The sequence below is a fragment of the Amycolatopsis sp. WAC 04197 genome (genome assembly GCF_003947475.1).
Taxonomy (GTDB): domain Bacteria; phylum Actinomycetota; class Actinomycetes; order Mycobacteriales; family Pseudonocardiaceae; genus Amycolatopsis; species Amycolatopsis japonica.
The window spans coordinates 1-18,977 of record NZ_QHJK01000006.1 but is presented as its reverse complement, the minus strand read 5'-3'; the positions used below and the strand labels follow the sequence as shown (position 1 = coordinate 18,977).

Here is an 18,977-nt window from a genome sequence, read left to right as displayed (position 1 = left end):
AACACCCTGGAGCTGCGATGTCCACATCCGAGAACAAGGTCGTCGAGGCCCTGCGGGCGGCGCTGAAGGAAGCCGACCGCCTGCGCGGGGAGAACCGGCGCCTGACCGGCGAGCCCATCGCGATCATCGGCATGGCCTGCCGTTACCCGGGCGGGGTCCGCTCGCCGGAAGAGCTGTGGGATCTGGTCGCCGGGGAACGCACCGGCCTCACCGGATTCCCGGTCGACCGCGGCTGGGACCTCGACGGGCTCTACGACCCCGAGCAGGGCAAACCGGGCAAGAGCTACGTCCGGGAAGGCGGCTTCCTGCACGACGCCGCCCGCTTCGACCCGGCGTTCTTCGGGATCTCGCCGCGCGAGGCGCTGGCGATGGACCCGCAGCAGCGGCTGCTGCTGGAGATCTCCTGGGAGGCGATCGAACGCGCGGGGATCGCTCCGGATTCCCTGCGAGGCAGCCGAACCGGCGTGTTCGCGGGGGTCATCCACAACGAGTACTCGGCCATCGCGGGCACGCCGCCCGCGGATCTCGAGCCGTATCTCGGCAACGGGAGTTTCGCGAGCATCGCCTCCGGGCGCGTTTCCTACACCTTCGGGCTCGAAGGCCCGGCGGTCACGGTGGACACGGCGTGTTCGTCGTCGCTGGTGGCGCTGCATCTGGCGGCCCAGGCACTGCGGCAGGGCGAATGCTCGCTGGCGCTGGCCGGCGGGGTGACCGTGATGGCCAACCCGGCGGCGTTCGTGGACTTCAGCCGTCAGCGGGGGCTCGCGGCGGACGGGCGGATCAAGGCGTTCGCCGAAGCCGCGGACGGCACCGCCTGGGGTGAAGGCGCGGGCATGCTGCTCGTCGAGCGGCTCTCCGACGCCCGCCGCAACGGGCACCGCGTCCTCGCCGTCGTGCGCGGATCCGCGGTGAACCAGGACGGCGCGTCGAACGGGCTCACCGCGCCCAATGGTCTTTCCCAGCAACGGGTCATCCGGCAGGCGCTGGCGAACGCGCGGCTCGCACCGTCCGATGTGGACGCCATGGAGGCGCACGGCACGGGGACCCGGCTCGGCGACCCGATCGAGGCCCAGGCACTGCTGGCCACCTACGGCCAGGATCGGACGACTCCGCTCTGGCTCGGTTCGGTGAAGTCGAACATCGGGCACAGCCAGGCCGCGGCCGGGGTCGCGTCGATCATCAAACTCGTCGAGGCGATGCGGCACGGTGTGCTGCCGAAGACCCTGCACGTCGACGCACCGACGTCCCATGTGGACTGGTCCGAGGGCGCGGTCTCGCTGCTGACCGAGGCCGAGCCGTGGCCGAAGACCGATCGCCCCCGGCGCGCCGCGGTGTCCTCGTTCGGGATCAGCGGGACGAACGCCCACGTAGTCCTCGAACAGCCCGCCGCGGAGGAAGAACAGCCGTCCACGCTCGCGGGGCCGGTGCCGTTCGTGCTGTCCGGCAAGACCGAAGCCGCCCTGCGCGAGCAGGTCGCACGCGTGCGGGAACTCGCGCGGGATTCGGACGTCACCGCGGCGGACCTCGCGTTCTCGCTGGCCATCACGCGGACCGCCCTGGAACATCGGGCCGCCGTCGTCGGCACGCTGGACGACCTGCTCACCGCCACTTTGGTGGAAGGGCGGGCGACGGACGGCGGGACGGCGTTCCTGTTCACGGGGCAGGGAAGCCAGCGGCTCGGGATGGGCCGGGAGCTGGCCGAGCGTTTCCCGGTGTTCGCGGAGACCTTCGACGACGTCTCCTCGCGATTCGAGCGACCGATCAAGGACCTGTCCGCCGAGGAGCTGAACCAGACGGCGAACACGCAGTGCGCGTTGTTCGCCTTCGAGGTGGCGCTCTTCCGTCTGGTCGAGAGCTGGGGCGTCCGGCCGGACTTCCTGGCGGGGCATTCCGTCGGGGAGATCGCGGCGGCTCATGTCGCGGGCGTGCTGTCGCTGGACGACGCCGTGACGTTGGTGTCGGCTCGTGGTCGCCTGATGCAGGCGTTGCCGACCGGTGGCGCGATGGTGGCGTTGCAGGCGACCGAGGCGGAGGTCACCCCGCTGCTGACCGACCGCGTGTCGCTGGCCGCGATCAACGGCCCGGAGTCGGTGGTCGTCTCGGGTGACGAAGACGCCGTCGCCGCGGTGGTGTCCCACTTCGAGGGGCGCAAGAGCAAGCGGCTTGTGGTGAGTCACGCGTTCCACTCGCCGTTGATGGAGCCGATGCTCGACGACTTCCGCGCGGTGGTGGAGGGCCTGACCTTCGCCGAGCCGCGGATCCCGATCGTGTCCGGTGGCTTGGCTGAAGTGTCCACGTCTGACTATTGGGTCCGTCATGTCCGTGACGCGGTGCGGTTCCACGATTCGGTCGAATTCCTGAAGGCCGAGGGCGTCACCAGGTTCCTGGAGATCGGGCCCGACGCCGTCCTGACCGCCATGGCCAAGGAAAGCGCCGAGGACGCGGTCGTCCTCCCGGCTTCGCGACGGGACCGCCCCGAGGTGGCGACGCTGCTGACGGCGGTCGCCGGACTGCACGTCAACGGCGCGGAGGTCGACTGGGCGCCCTTGTTCGCTGGTGCCCGGCGCGTCGATCTGCCCACGTATCCGTTCCAGTACGAGCACTTCTGGCTCGAATCCGGTGCCGCTCACCGTGACGTGTCCGCCGCCGGACTGGACACCTCGCCGCACGCCCTGCTCGCCGCCGCCGTCCGGCCGGCGGGCGAGGACGAGATCCTGCTGACGGGCAGGATCTCGCTGAGCGCACTGCCGTGGCTGGCCGACCACGTCGTCGGCGGAAACGTCCTGCTGCCCGGCACCGCGTTCGCGGAACTCGCGCTCGCGGCCGCCGACGAGGCCGGTTGCGAAGCCGTCGAGGAACTGAACCTGGAAGCGCCGCTGGTGCTGCCCGAGAAGGGCGGCGTCCAGCTGCAGGTCGCGGTCGGGGCCGCGGACGACCAGGGCAGGCGCTCGGTCACCGTGCACGCGCGGCCGGAGGACGACGACGTCTGGGTGCGGCACGCCACCGGTGTCCTCGGCGCCGGACTGTCCACACAGGATGAGATGACCGAATGGCCGCCCACGGGAGCGGAGCCTGTCGACCTCGAAGGCTTCTATCCGAACCTGGCGGCCGAAGGGCTCGGCTACGGTCCTGCGTTCCAGGGTGTCCGTGCCGTCTGGACCCGCGACGGCGACGTGTTCGCCGAAGTCCAGGTGGACGAAACTCCCGGCACCTTCGGGATCCATCCCGCGTTGTTCGACTCCGCCTTGCACGCCATCGGCATCGGCGAGTCGCGGGGGCTGGAAATCCCCTTCGCCTGGTCGGATCTCCGCCTGCACGCCGACGGCGCGACGGTGCTCCGGGTCCGCCTCAGCCCGTCGGGCGACGGCGCCGTCTCCGTTTTCGCGACCGATCCCGCCGGAGCTCCGGTGCTGTCGGTCGGCTCGCTCAGCCTGCGGGCTCCGGTCGCCGCGGCCGCCTCGCTGCCCCGAGACTCGCTGTTCCGCGTCACCTGGGCGCCGGTGACGGTGCCCGCGGGAGCAGAAGCACCGGCTGTGGAGTCCTTTGTGGACTTCGCGGACGTCCGGCACGCGACGGCGCACGCCTGGGAGATCGCCGTGGAGCCGGGCGAAGGCCCCGTGGTGTTCCTGACCAGCGGCGCGTTCACCGATCCGGCGCAGGCCGCGGTCTGGGGGCTGGCGCGTTCGGCGCGGGAGGAGCACCCCGGCCGGTTCGTGCTTGTCGACGCCGACGACCCCACCACGCTCACGGACGGCCTGCTGGCCGGGATCGTGGCCTCAGGCGAGAGCGAAGCCGTCGTGCGCGAGGGCGAGGTCCGTGTCCCGCGGCTCACCCCGGTGCGCGGGGGTGAAACCGGGCCGGGCTGGGATCCGGACGGAACGGTCCTGATCACCGGCGGCACCGGCGCGCTCGCCGCCGAACTCGCCCGTCACCTCGTCACGCGACGTGGTGTGCGGAACCTGATCCTCGCCGGCCGCCGCGGTCCCGCCGCGGAAGGCGCGGACGAGCTGGCCGCCGAACTGGCGGACCTCGGCGCCCAGGCCCGGATCGTCGCCTGCGACGTCGCGGATCGCGACCAGCTGACGGCGTTGCTCGACGGCGTTCCGCTGGCCGCCGTCGTCCATGCCGCGGGTGTGCTCGACGACGGCCTGCTCGCCGACCTGACCCCGGACCGGTTCGAAACCGTGTTCAGGTCCAAAGTGGACGGCGCGCTCCTGCTGGACGAACTGGCCCGCGACGCCCACCTCGTGTTCTTCTCCTCCGCGGCCGGTGTGCTCGGCAGCGCGGGGCAGGCCAACTACGCCGCCGCCAACGCCGCCCTGGACGCGGTGGCCGCGCGCCGCCGCGAACGCGGACTGCCCGCGACCTCGCTCGCGTGGGGACTCTGGGAGACCGGCGACGGGATGGCGGGAGCGCTCGCCGGGACCGATCGCGCGCGGATGGCGGGCTCCGGCCTGCTGCCGCTCCCGGTCGGCGACGCCTTGACCCTCTTCGACTTCGCCGTGGGGGCGGGGGAAGCGCTGTTCGTGCCGTTGCGGCTCGACGTGCCCGCCCTGCGCACGAGTGCCACGGACGTCCCGCTCCTGCGGGCCTTCGCCGGGAGATCCCGGCGGACCGCGTCGGCCGCCCCCGCCGCGCGGGAACTGCGTGACCGGCTGGCGTCGCTGCCCGCCGAGGAACGGGACCGGGAACTGCTCGCGCTGGTGCGCGGTCAGGTCGCCGACGTGCTCGGCCACCGGGACGCCGGAGCCGTCGAACCGGCCCGTCCGTTCCGGGAGCTGGGTTTCGACTCGCTGACCGCGGTGGAACTGCGCAACGGCCTCAACGCCGTTTCCGGGCTCCGGCTGCCCGCGACCGCGGTGTTCGACCACCCCACCCCGAAGGCGCTCGCGGAGTTGCTCGCCGCCGAACTGTTCGGCGCCGCGCTCGACGTCCCGGTCCAGCGGTCCGCGACCGTGGCCGACGAGCCGATCGCCATCATCGGCATGGCATGCCGTTACCCCGGCGGCGTCGCGTCGCCTGAGGACCTCTGGCGGCTGGTCGCGGAGGGCCGTGACGGCATTTCGCACTTCCCGGCCGACCGCGGCTGGGACGTCGACGGCCTCTACGACCCGGACCCCGGCAAAGCGGGGAAGAGCTACGTTCGCGAGGGCGGATTCCTCCACGAGGCGGGCGATTTCGACGCCGGTTTCTTCGGGATCTCGCCGCGTGAGGCACTGGGCATGGACCCCCAACAGCGGCTGCTGCTGGAGGTCTCGTGGGAGGCCTTCGAACGGGCCGGGATCGACCCCGGAACGCTGCGGGGCAGTGACACCGGTGTCTTCGCCGGGCAGATGTACCACGACTACCTCACCGGTGCCACGGTTCCCGACGACGTCGAGGGTTACCTCGGCACCGGCAACTCCGGAAGTGTGCTGTCCGGGCGGGTTTCCTACACCTTCGGCCTCGAAGGCCCGGCCGTCACCGTCGACACCGCATGCTCGTCGTCGCTGGTGGCCCTGCATCTGGCAGCTCAGGCGTTGCGGCGCGGCGAATGTTCGCTCGCGCTGGCCGGCGGGGTGACCGTGATGGCCACTCCGGAGACTTTCGTCGACTTCAGCCGTCAGCGAGGCTTGGCGCCGGACGGCCGCTCGAAGTCCTTTTCGGACGGTGCGGACGGCACGTCCTGGTCCGAAGGTGTCGGCATGCTGCTCGTGGAGCGGCTCTCGGACGCCGAGCGCAACGGGCACCGGATCCTGGCGGTCGTCCGGGGTTCCGCGGTGAACCAGGACGGCGCGTCCAACGGGCTGACCGCGCCGAACGGCCCTTCGCAGCAGCGGGTGATCCGGCGGGCCTTGGCAGACGCGCGTCTGGAGCCGTCCGAAGTGGACGCTGTCGAGGCGCACGGGACCGGCACCACGCTGGGCGATCCGATCGAGGCACAGGCGTTGCTGGCGACCTACGGCCAGGGCCGGGAGGACGCCGCGCTGTGGCTCGGGTCGATCAAGTCGAACATCGGGCACAGCCAGGCGGCCGCCGGGGTGGCGGGCGTGATCAAGATGGTCGAGGCGATGCGCCACGGGGTGCTGCCGAAGACGTTGCACGTCACCGAACCGTCGTCTCATGTGGACTGGGCGGCGGGCGCGGTCTCCCTGCTGACCGAGGCGCGTCCCTGGCCGGACGCCGGACGGCCCCGGCGTGCGGCGGTGTCGTCGTTCGGGATCAGCGGGACCAACGCGCATATCGTCCTGGAGCAGGGGCCCGCTCCGGTGGAGGCCGCCGAATCCGATGAGGGACCGGCGCCGTTCGTCCTCTCCGCCGGGAGCGAAGCGGCCCTGCACGACCAAGCGCTGCGGTTGCGGGGCTTCCTGGCCGAGACGCCTGCCGCCTTGGCCGACGTCGCCTTCTCGCTGGCGACCACCCGCGCGGCCCTGGAGCACCGGGCCGCCGTCGTGGCCGCAGACCAGGAAACCCTGCTGGCCGGGCTGGAAAACCTCGCCGTCACTGGTCGCGCGACGGAGGGTCGGACGGCTTTCCTGTTCACCGGTCAGGGCAGTCAGCGGCTCGGGATGGGTCGTGAGCTGGCTGAGCGTTTCCCGGTGTTCGCCGAGGCTTATGACGAGGTGTGTTCCCGGTTCGAGCAGCCGCTCAGGGACTTGTCGGCTGAGGAGTTGAACCAGACCGCGAATACGCAGTGTGCGTTGTTCGCGCTTGAGGTGGCGCTGTTCCGGTTGGTGGAGAGCTGGGGTGTTCGTCCGGACTTCCTTGCCGGGCATTCGGTCGGTGAGATCGCGGCCGCCCACGTCGCGGGCGTGCTTTCTCTCGATGATGCCGCCAACCTGGTGTCGGCGCGAGGCAGGTTGATGCAGGCCTTGCCCACCGGCGGCGCGATGGTGGCGTTGCAGGCGACCGAAGCCGAGGTGACACCGCTGCTGACCGAGCGGGTTTCGTTGGCGGCGATCAACGGTCCGGAATCGGTCGTGGTCTCGGGCGACGAGGACGCCGTCGCCTCGGTGGTCTCTCAGTTCGAGGGCCGCAAGAGCAAGCGCCTCACCGTCAGCCATGCGTTCCATTCGCCGCTGATGGAACCGATGCTGGACGGGTTCCGCGCGATCGTCGACGGTTTGTCGTTCGCGACTCCGCGGATCCCGATCGTGTCGGGTGGTTTGGCTGATGTGTCCACTTCGGACTATTGGGTCCGGCATGTCCGTGACGCGGTGCGGTTCCACGATTCGGTCAAGTTCCTGGAGGCCGAGGGTGTCACGCGGTTCCTGGAGATCGGCCCGGACGGTGTCCTGACCGCGATGGCCAAGGAAAGCGCCGAGGGCGCGGTCGTCGTTCCGGCACTCCGGCGCGACCGGCCGGAGGTGGAGACGCTGCTGACGGCGGTCGCGGGCCTGCACGCCCACGGCGTGGACGTCGATCTGGCGGCCCTGCTCGACGGCGGCCGTCCCGTCGACCTGCCCACGTACGCGTTCCAGCACCGACGGTTCTGGCTGTCCTCGGCAGGCGGTACTGCGGGCGACGTCACCGCAGCCGGGCTCGGCACCACCGATCACCCGCTGCTCGGCGCGGCCGCGGCGCTGCCGGGTGACGGCGGGTTCCTGCTCACCGGACGGCTGTCCGGGCACGCCCAGCCTTGGCTGGCCGAGCACCGGGTCGGCGGCGTGGTCCTGCTGCCCGGCACCGCGTTCGTCGAGATCGTCCTGCGCGCGGGAGACGAGGCGGGCTGCGGCCACCTCGAAGACCTGACGCTCGAAGCGCCGCTCGTCCTGCCGGAGCGCGGCGCGACGCAACTGTCCGTGCTGGTCGGCACGGCCGACGACACCGGTCGCCGGACCGTCGAGATCCACTCGCGCCAGGAAGGCGAAGACGAGTGGCAGCGGCACGCCACCGGTCTGCTTTCGGCCGTCGGAGCCGTCGAACCGGCCGGGTTGACGACCTGGCCGCCGCAGAACGCCGAAGCCGTCCAGGTGGGTGACGTCTACGAGCGCCTCGCCGCCACCGGCCTCGAGTACGGCCCCGCGTTCCGTGGCCTCCGGGCGGCGTGGCGAGCGGGCGAAGACCTGTTCGCGGAGGTCGAACTCCCGGAGGAACAGCACGCCGACGCGGCTCGGTTCGGCGTGCATCCGGCACTGCTCGACGCCGCGCTCCACACCCTCGGTCTCGCGGGCGGCGACGACGGCACGCGGCTCCCGTTCGCCTGGTCCGGGGTGCGCCTGCACGCCGCGGGCGCGACCCGGCTCCGTGTCCGGCTGCGGCCGTCCGGTCCCGACGGATTCGAGGTCCTGGTCGCCGACGGCACCGGCCGCCCGGTCGTCTCGGCGGAGGAACTGACACTGCGCGAGATCTCGGGCGACGCCTTGGCGCGCAAGGGACACGACTCGCTCTACCGGGTCGGCTGGCGTCCGGTCCCGCTCCCGGAGACCGGCGAGGCCCTGCCCGCGGAGTCCGTCTTCTCCGTGCCGCGCGGTGGCGACTCCGCTGAGCGTGTCCACGAGACGACGGCCGCGGTCCTCGGAATCGTCCAGCGGTGGCTCGAAGACGAGCCGGACCGTCCGCTCGTCGTCCACACCCGGGGCGCGGTCGCCGCGGGTGACGGCGAAGCGGTGACCGACCTCGCGCACGCCGCGGTCTGGGGACTGGTGCGTGCCGCGCAGTCGGAGAATCCCGGGCGGTTCGTGCTGGTCGACGCCGAGACCTTGCCCGACGGCCGGATCCTGGCCGTCGACGAGCCGCAACTCGCCCTGCGCGACGGGCGGGCTCTCGCACCGCGGCTGGTCACCACCGCCTCGTCCACGGAACTGATGCCGCCCGAGGGCGCCTGGCGGCTGGACACCACCGGCCGCGGCACCCTGGAGAACCTCACCCTGGTGCCGTCGCCCGAAGCGGTCGCGCCACTGGCCGAGGGCGAGGTGCGGATCGCGGTGCGGGCCGCCGGCCTCAACTTCCGCGACGTCCTGATCGCGCTGGGCATGTACCCGGGCGCGGCCACGCTCGGCAGTGAAGGCGCGGGCGTGATCACCGAGATCGGGCCCGGTGTCACCGGACTCGACGTCGGCGACCGCGTGTTCGGCCTGATGTCGAACGGCTTCGGGCCGCAGGTCGTCACCGACCACCGGACGCTGGCGAAGATGCCGGACGACTGGTCGTTCGCCACGGCGGCCTCGGTCCCGATCGTGTTCCTCACCGCCTACTACGGCCTGTTCGACCTCGCGCGGCTCGAAGCGGGGGAGTCGATCCTGGTGCACGCGGCGGCGGGCGGCGTCGGCATGGCCGCGACCCAGCTGGCCCGTCACGCCGGGGCCGAGGTGTTCGGCACCGCCGGTCCGGGCAAGTGGGACACCTTGCGTGCCAACGGTTTCGACGACGCCCACCTCTCGTCCTCCCGTGACCTCGGTTTCGAGGAGAAGTTCCGCGCCGCCACCGCCGGACGCGGGGTCGACGTCGTCCTGAACTCGCTGGCCGGCGACTACGTCGACGCGTCCCTGCGGCTGCTGGCCCCGGGCGGGCGGTTCGCCGAGATGGGCAAGACCGACATCCGCGAACCGGGGGAGACCGGGGTGGAGTACCACCCCTTCGACGTGATCGACGCCGGACCCGAACGTATCCACGAGATGCTCGCCGCGCTGCTGGAGCTGTTCGCGGCCGGGGTGCTGACGCCGTTGCCGGTCACCGCCTGGGACGTCCGGCGCGGCCCCGACGCGTTCCGTTTCCTCAGCCAGGCCAAGCATGTCGGCAAGAACGTGCTGACCATGCCCGTCGCCCTCGATCCCGACGGCACCGTGCTCGTCACCGGGGGAACGGGTGCCCTCGGCGCGCTCTTCGCCCGGCATCTGGTGCGCGAACGCGGCGTCCGGCGGCTGCTGCTGACCAGCAGGCGCGGGCACGACGCGCCGGGTGTCTCCGAGTTGGTCACCGAACTCACCGAGTCGGGCGCGTCGGTGACGGTCGAGGCGTGCGACGCGGCGGATCGCGACGCGCTCGCCGCCGTCCTCGCCGGGATCCCGGCCGGGCATCCGCTGACCGGCGTGGTGCACACGGCGGGGGTCCTCGACGACGGCCTCGTCGGCTCGCTGACCCCGGAGCGGCTGGCGAAGGTGCTGCGGCCGAAGGTCGACGCGGCGCTGAACCTGCACGAACTGACCAAGGGCGCGGATCTCGCCGAGTTCGTCGTCTTCTCGTCGGCGGCCGGGGTCTTCGGCAACGCCGGGCAGGCAAACTACGCCGCCGCGAACGGTTTCCTGGACGCGCTCAGTGTCCGGCGCGCCGTGCACGGGCTGCCCGCGCGATCGCTGGCATGGGGTCTGTGGGCCGAAACGGGCGGGATGGGCGGGACGCTCGGCGAGGCCGAGCTGGCCAGGATGGCCCAGAGCGGTACCGCCGCACTGTCCACACAGGACGGTCTGGAGCTCTTCGACGCCGCGGGCGCGCTGGCGGAACCGGTGCTGGTGCCGATGCGCCTGGACGTCGCCGCGATGGGCGCGGACGGGCTTCCGCCGTTGCTGCGCGGTCTCGCCCGCGGCCCGGTCCGCCGCGCCGCGTCCGCCGGGACCACCGGTGACGCGGACTCGTTGCGGGACCGGCTCCTCGCCGTGCCCGCCGCCGACCGGGGAACCCTGCTGATCGACCTCGTGCGCACCCATTCCGCAACCGTGCTCGGGCACACCGCGGCGGACGCGGTCGAAGCCACGCGGTCCTTCCAGGAGATCGGATTCGACTCCCTGACCGCCGTCGAACTGCGCAACCGGCTCACCGCCGCCACCGGGCTACGGCTGCCGGCGACGCTGATCTTCGACTACCCGACCCCGGAAGCGCTCGCCGCCCACATCGGCGAAGGCGTCCTGGGTGCGCAGGGCGGCCCCGAGACCGGACAGGCGGCCGTGACGGCCGACGAGCCGATCGCGATCGTCGCGATGAGCTGCCGCTTCCCCGGCCACGCCGACACCCCCGAACGGCTCTGGGCCCTGCTGGCCGAGGGCCGGGACGCGCTGGGCGAATTCCCCGCCGACCGCGGCTGGGACCTGGAGCGGCTGTTCGACACCGACCCGGACCGCCGGGGCACCTCTTACACCCGCCAAGGCGCCTTCCTGGAAACCGCCGGGGACTTCGACGCGGGCTTCTTCGGGATCTCGCCGCGTGAGGCGCTGGCGATGGATCCGCAGCAGCGGTTGCTGCTGGAGACGTCGTGGGAGGCGTTCGAACGCGCCGGGATCGATCCGGCGACCCTGCGCGGCAGCCGTACCGGCGTGTTCGCCGGGGTGATGGACAACGAATACGTGTCCGGTTCGGCGGAAGTGCCCGACGGGGTCGAGGGCTACCTGGCCACCGGCACCTCGGCGAGTGTCGCCTCGGGCCGCGTTTCGTACACCTTCGGGCTCGAAGGCCCGGCGGTCACCGTCGACACGGCGTGCTCGTCGTCGCTGGTCGCGCTGCATCTGGCGGCACAGGCGCTGCGGCAGGGCGAATGCTCGCTGGCACTGGCCGGTGGGGTGACCGTGATGGCCACGCCGGGCACGTTCGTCGAGTTCAGCCGTCAGCGCGGGCTGGCCGCGGACGGCCGCTGCAAGGCGTTCGCCGACGGAGCCGACGGCACGGGCTGGGGTGAAGGCGCCGGGATGCTGCTCGTGGAGCGGCTTTCCGACGCTCGCCGCAACGGGCATCCGGTGCTCGCGGTGCTGCGGGGCAGCGCGGTCAACCAGGACGGCGCGTCGAACGGCCTCACCGCGCCGAACGGTCCTTCGCAGCAGCGGGTGATCCGCCAGGCATTGGCGAACGCGCGGCTCGAACCGTCCGAAGTGGACGCCGTCGAAGCGCACGGAACCGGGACCACGCTGGGCGACCCGATCGAGGCTCAGGCGCTGCTGGCGACCTACGGCCAGGACCGGGAACGGCCCTTGCTGCTCGGTTCGGTCAAGTCGAACATCGGGCACACGCAGGCCGCGGCGGGCGTCGCCGGGGTGATCAAGATGGTGCTCGCGATGCGGCACGGGACGCTGCCTCGCACGCTGCACGTCGACACGCCGACTTCGCGCGTCGACTGGGCGGCGGGCCGGATCGAGCTCGCGACCGAGCCGACCCCGTGGCCGGAGACCGGCGGCCCGCGCCGGGCGGCGGTGTCGTCGTTCGGGATGAGCGGTACCAACGCGCACGTCGTCCTCGAACAGGCCGAACAGGCCGAGACACGGGACGAACCGGCCTCGGGGCTGCTCGGGGACGTCGTGGCTTGGCCGTTGTCGGCCAAGGAACCCGAGGCCGTGGCCGCGCAGGCGGCACGGCTGAAGTCCTTCCTGACCGACGAACGCCCGGTGGACGTGGCCTACTCGCTGGCGACCGCGCGGACCACGCTGGAGCATCGGGCGGTCGTCGTCGGCGAAGACCCGATCGCCGGGTTGGCCGCACTGGCCGCGGGTGAGCCGTCGGGTTCGGTGGTGACCGGGACCGCGACCAGCGGGAAACCGGTGTTCGTGTTCCCCGGCCAGGGTTCGCAGTGGGCCGGGATGGCGGTGGAACTGCTGGCGTCCGCACCCGTGTTCGCCGAGTCGATGGCCGAATGCGAAACGGCCCTCCTGTCCTATGTGGACTGGAAGCTCACCGAGGTGCTTTCGGACGCGGCCGCGCTGGAGCGGGTCGACGTCGTGCAGCCCGCCTTGTTCGCGGTGATGGTGTCGCTGGCCAGGTTGTGGCGTGCCAGTGGCATCGAGCCTGCCGCCGTCGTCGGGCACTCGCAGGGCGAGATCGCGGCGGCGTGTGTCTCCGGCGCGCTGTCGCTCGACGACGCGGCGCGGGTGGTCTGCCTGCGCAGCAAGGCGATCACGGCGCTTTCGGGCCGGGGTGGCATGGTCTCCGTCGCCGCTCCCGAAGACCGGGTCCGCGAGCTCCTGCCCGAGGGTGTCTCGCTCGCCGCCGTGAACGGTCCCGCGTCGGTGGTGGTGTCGGGTGATGTCGCCGGTCTGGACGCGCTCATGGCCGCTTGCGAGACGAGCGGGCTGCGCGCGAAGCGGATCCCGGTGGATTACGCGTCGCATTCCGCACATGTCGACGCCATCGAACAGGACGTCCTGACCGCGCTCGACGGGATCGAGCCGCGGGTTCCGGAGATCCCGTTCTACTCGACGGTGGCCGGGGAGCCGCTCGATCCGGTGGTGGACGCGGCGTACTGGTTCCGGAACCTGCGCGGGACCGTCCACTTCGGACAGGCGGTCCGGCGGCTGCTCGACGACGGGTTCCGGTTCTTCGTCGAGGCGAGCCCGCATCCGGTCCTGGTCACCGGGATCGCCGACACCGCCGAGGACGCGGGAGAACGCGCCGTCGCGGTCGGCAGCCTGCGCCGGGACGAGGGAGGCCCGCTCCGGTTCCTCGCCTCGCTGGCCGAAGCCCATGTCCACGGCCTCAGCCCGGACTGGGCGGTGTTGTTCCCCGGATCCCGTGTCGACCTGCCGACCTACGCCTTCCAGCACGAGCACTACTGGCTGCGGACGCGGACTTCCGCCGACCCGGGACAGGCCGGTCTGGACGTCGGCGGGCATCCGCTGCTCGGCGCCGTCGTCCCGCTGGCCGGCAGCGACGGTCTGGTGGCCACCGGCCGGATCTCGGCGAGGAACCAGACCTGGTTGCCCGATCACGCCGTCGGCGGCGCGCTGCTACTGCCCGGCGCGGCGCTCGTGGACCTGGCGCTCACGGTGGGGGAGCGCACCGGCTGCGGCCGGATCGCCGAACTGACCATCGAGGCGCCGCTCGTCCTCGGGGAGTCCGGCAGTGCGCGGCTCCAGGTGACCGTCGGGGCGTCCACTGACGACGGCACCCGCGAGGCCGCCGTGTACTCCCGGGACGAAACCGGTGGCACGGACTGGATCCGGCACGCCACCGGCCTGCTCGCCGCGGACGGGGAAACGTCGGTGGCGGACCTGACCCAGTGGCCGCCCGCGGGAGCCGAACCGATCTCCCTCGACGGCCATTACGAAGGCCTCGCGGAACTGGGCTACGGCTACGGTCCGGCGTTCCGCGGGCTGCGTGCCGCGTGGCGCCGGGGCGACGACGTGTTCGCCGAGATCGCGCTCCCGGAGGACCGGATCGCCGAGGCCGCCGCGTTCGGCCTGCACCCCGCGCTCCTCGACGCCGCCCTGCACGCGCTGGGCTTCGGGCTGCTCCCCGACGACGGGCAACTGCGGCTTCCGTTCGCGTGGAACGAGGTCTCGCTGTCGGCCGTCGGCGCGCCGAGCCTGCGTGTCCGGCTTTCCCCCGCCGGGGAGGACGCGGTGACGGTGGACCTCGCCGACACCGCCGGGGCGCCGGTCGCCTCGATCGGCTCCGTTGTGTTCCGGCCGGTGGCCGAGGCGCAGCTCGCCGGTGCCCGGCGGGATCCGGCAGATTCGCTGTTCCAGGTCCAATGGACGGATCTGTCCACAAAGGACATGGTTGCGCCGTCGATCGTCGTGCTCGGCGAGGACTGCGCGGATCTCGCGGAGCTCGCCGCGGATCTCGACGCGGGCAGGCCGGAACCCGACGTGGTCCTCACGAGCTGCGCACCTGTCACCGGCGACCTCGCCGAGGGCGCGCACGCCGCCGCGAGGGACGCGCTGGCGCTCGTCCAGAACTGGCTGGCGGACGACCGGTTCTCCGGCGCCAGGCTGGTCTTCCGGACTTCGGGCGCGGTCTCGGTGGCCGCGGACGAACCGGTGTCCGACCCGGCCAACGCGACGGTCTGGGGTCTCGTGCGCACGGCGCAAGAGGAGAATCCCGGCCGGTTCGGTCTTCTCGACACCGACGGCTCCGAGGCTGGGTTGGCTGAGGCGCTCGGGCTCGACGAGCCCCAGCTCGCGGTGCGGGCCGGAACGGTGCTCGGCGCCCGGCTGGTCAAGGCGTCCGCCGACACCGCGCTCGTCCCGCCTCCGGGCAGCCGCGCGTGGACGGTCGACACCCTCGGCGGAGGCACCCTGGAGAACCTGGTGTTGCGGGACCGGCCCGATCTGCTGGCTCCGCTCGCCGAGGGGCAGGTCCGCATCGCCGTGCGGTCGGCCGGGCTCAACTTCCGGGACGTCGTGGTGGCCCTCGGGCTCGTCCCCGGGCAGGAAGGCATCGGCGGGGAAGGCGCGGGCGTGGTCACCGAGACCGGCCCCGGCGTCACCGACCTGGCGCCGGGCGACCGCGTGCTGGGTATGTTCGACGCGTCGTTCGGCCCGGTCGCCGTCGCCGACCGGAAGCTGATCGCACCCGTTCCGGACGACTGGTCGTTCACCGAGGCCGCGTCGGCACCCGTCGCGTTCCTCACCGCGTACGTCGGCCTGGCCGACCTCGGTGAGCTGCGGCCGGGACAGACCGTGCTGATCCACGCCGCCGCCGGTGGCGTGGGGATGGCCGCGGTCCAGCTGGCCCGGCACTTCGGCGCCGAGATCTACGTGACCGCCAGCCCCGCGAAATGGGACACGCTGCGGGCGATGGGCTTCGACGACGACCACATCGCTTCCAGCCGGACCCTCGATTTCGAGGACAAGATCCGCGAAGCCACCGGCGGCCGAGGGGTCGACCTGGTGCTGGACTCGCTGGCCAGGGAGTTCGTCGACGCGTCGCTGCGGCTGGTGCGCGAAGGCGGGCGGTTCGTCGAGATGGGCAAGACCGACATCCGTGACGCGGACGAGGTCGCGGCCGCGCATCCCGGCGTCACCTATCGCGCGTTCGACCTGATCGACTCCGGGCACGACCGGATCCAGGAGATCCTCGGCGAACTCCTGGCCCTGGCGGACAAGGACGTGGTGCGGCCGCTGCCGACCACCGCGTGGGACGTCCGGCGCGCCCCCGAGGCGTTCCGGTTCCTCAGCCAGGCCAAGCACACGGGCAAGATCGTGCTGGAACCGCCCGCCGTCCTCGACCCCGAGGGCACGGTGCTGATCACCGGTGGCACCGGCGTGCTGGGCGGCCTGTTCGCCCGGCATCTGGTGACCGCGCGCGGCGTCCGGCGGCTGCTGCTCACGAGCAGGCGCGGGCTCGACGCCGAGGGCGCGCGGGAACTGGTCGCGGACCTGACCGGGCTCGGGGCCACGGTGACCGTCGTGGCCTGCGACGTCGCCGATCGCGCCGCGGTCGCCGGACTGCTCGGCTCGGTGCCGCCGGAGTATCCGCTGACCGCCGTGGTGCACACCGCCGGTGTGCTCGACGACGGGCTGATCCCGGCGCTGACCCCGGACCGGCTCGACACCGTGTTCCGTCCGAAGGTCGACGCCGCGGCCCACCTGCACGAATTGACCCGCGACCTCGGACTGGCCGCGTTCGTGCTGTTCTCCTCGTCCGCGGCGACGTTCGGCGCCGCCGGACAGGGGAATTACGCGGCGGCCAACGCCTTCCTCGACGCACTCGCCCAGCACCGCCGGGCCGAAGGGCTCGCCGGGCAGGCGCTGGCGTGGGGCTTCTGGGCCGAGCGGAGCGCGATGACCGGCCACCTCGACGAGGCGGACGTGGCCAGGATGAAGCGATCCGGGGTCAGCCCATTGTCCTCTGTGGAGGGTCTCGCGCTGTTCGACGCGGCGGGGGAACGGGACGTCGCGGCGCTGGTGCCCGTGCACCTGGACACCGCCGCGCTCCGAGGCCAGACCGAAGTGCCCGCCCTGCTGCGTGTTCTGGCCGGAGCGCCGGCCAAACGGGTCGCGGGGGCGGCCGCCACGAGCGGGCCGTCGCTCGCCCAGCGGCTGGCGGCACTGCCCGCCGCGGACCGGGAGCCGTTCCTGCTGGATCTGGTGCGCTCGCACGCCGCGGCCGCGCTCGGCCACGCGTCGGTCGCCAAGGTCGGCCCGGAGCTGGCCTTCCGCGACCTCGGCTTCGACTCGCTGACCGCGGTCGAACTGCGCAACCGGCTCGGCGCGGCGACCGGGCTGCGGCTGCCGTCCACGCTGGTCTTCGATCAGCCGAGCCCGGCCGTGCTGGCCCGGCATCTGCTGGCGGAACTGGGCGAACCGGCGGGCGCCGAGCCCGAGGTGGCGGTGCTGGCCGACCTCGACCGGCTGGAGACCGCGCTGGCCGCGGCGGTCACCGACGACGAGACCGCGGACCGGATCACCGACCGGCTGCGCGCGGTGCTCGCCCGGTGGACCGAATCCCGCGGCCCGGCCGGGGACGAGGGCGACGGCGACCTGGCCGACGCCAGCGCCGACGAGCTGTTCGACATCTTGCACAAGGAATTCGGAAGGTCGTGACCCGTGTCGGGCGATGAGAAACTGCTGGAGAACCTGAAGTGGGCGACCGGTGAGCTGCGGCGCGCGCGGCGCAGGCTGGTCGAGCTGGAGGAGGCCGGGCACGAGCCGATCGCCGTCGTCGGGATGAGCTGCCGCTTCCCCGGCGGGGTCCGCTCGCCCGAACAGCTGTGGGACCTGGTCGCCTCCGGGACCGACGCGTTGTCGGAGTTCCCCGGCGACCGGGGCTGGGATCTGGGCGGGCTCTTCGATCCCGACCCCGACACCCCGGGCAAGACCTACGTCTCCGAAGGCGGATTCCTCTACGACGCCGGGGATTTCGACGCCGCGTTCTTCGGGATCTCACCGCGTGAGGCGCAGGCGATGGATCCGCAGCAGCGGCTGCTGCTGGAAGCGGCTTGGGAGGTGCTGGAACGCGCCGGGATCGACCCGGCGACCCTGCGCGGCAGCCGCACCGGCGTCTTCGCCGGCGTCATCCACAACGACTACACCGGCGTGCTCACCGATATCCCGCCGGAGCTGGAGCCCTATCTCGGCAACGGGAACTTCAGCAGCGTCGCCTCCGGCCGCATCGCCTACACCCTCGGTCTCGAGGGGCCGGCGGTCTCGGTCGACACGGCGTGCTCGTCTTCGCTGGTCGCGCTGCACCTCGCCGCGCAGTCCCTGCGTCGGGAGGAATGCACGCTCGCCCTCGTCGGCGGGGTGAACGTGATGACCCATCCCGCCGCGTTCGTCGACTTCAGCCGTCAGCGCGGACTGGCCGCCGACGGCCGCTGCAAGGCCTTCGCCGACGCGGCCGACGGCACCGGCTGGGGTGAAGGCGTCGGAATGCTGCTGGTGGAACGGCTTTCCGACGCCCAGCGCAACGGTCACCAGGTCCTCGCGGTGCTGCGGGGCAGCGCCATCAACCAGGACGGCGCGTCGAACGGGCTCACCGCGCCGAACGGTCCCGCTCAGCAACGGGTCATCCGCCAGGCGCTCGCCGACGCCCGGCTCGCGCCGGGGCAGGTGGACGTCGTGGAGGGTCACGGCACCGGCACCACGCTGGGCGACCCGATCGAGGCGCAGGCGCTGTTGGCGACCTACGGCCAGGACCGGGAACGCCCGCTGCTGCTGGGTTCCCTCAAATCGAACATCGGGCATACGCAGGCCGCCGCCGGGGTCGGCGGGGTGATCAAGATGGTGCAGGCCATCCGGCACGGGATCGCGCCGCGCACGCTGCACGTCGACGCTCCGTCGTCGCATGTGGACTGGTTGGCGGGTGAGGTCTCGCTGCTGACCGGGGAACAGTCGTGGCCGGAGACCGGGGAACCGCGCCGGGCCGGGGTCTCGTCGTTCGGGATCAGCGGCACCAACGCGCACGTGATCCTGGAGCAGGCGCCACCCGTCGAAGCAGAGTCTCTTGTGGACACTCGGGTGCTCGATTCCGCGGCTTTGCCGTTCGTGCTTTCCGGTCGCAGTGAAGAGGCTTTGGCCGCCCAGGCGTCGAAGCTCGCGGCACATCTGACAGGCGAGTCCTCGCCGAAGGCCATCGCGCGAGCCCTCGCCGACACGCGGTCGGCGTTGCCGCACCGGGCGGTCGTGCTCGCCGAAGACCTCGGCGAACTGCTCGGCGGCCTGCGTTCCCTCGCCGAGGGCGAACCCGCCGCGCGGGTCCTGACCGGTACCGCCGAGCCGGGTAAAGCCGTCTTCGTGTTTCCGGGTCAGGGTTCGCAGTGGGTGGGGATGGCGGAGGAGCTTGTGGTGGCTGCTCCGGTGTTCGCTGAGTCGATGGCTGAGTGTGAGACGGCTTTGTCGTCCTTTGTGGACTGGAAG

At 72.3% G+C, this 18,977-nt stretch carries 2 protein-coding genes; both read left to right on the top strand.

Features of this window, described 5'->3' with window-relative positions; all coding sequences use genetic code 11:
- Positions 1 to 17 precede the first annotated feature (17 nt).
- Positions 18 to 17,165, top strand: coding sequence for a type I polyketide synthase (locus DMC64_RS22295; protein ID WP_125735132.1), 17,148 nt, complete (start codon positions 18 to 20; stop codon positions 17,163 to 17,165).
- A 3-nt stretch (positions 17,166 to 17,168) separates the two neighbouring features.
- Positions 17,169 to 18,977, top strand: a 1,809-nt coding sequence (locus DMC64_RS22290) for a type I polyketide synthase (RefSeq protein WP_125735131.1), incomplete at its 3' end; no start/stop codon positions are given.

Bases quoted from the DNA above. Each gene is read 5' to 3' on its own strand.
- DMC64_RS22295 (WP_125735132.1), top strand. From the start codon at position 18: ATGTCCACATCCGAGAACAAGGTCGTCGAGGCCCTGCGGGCGGCGCTG.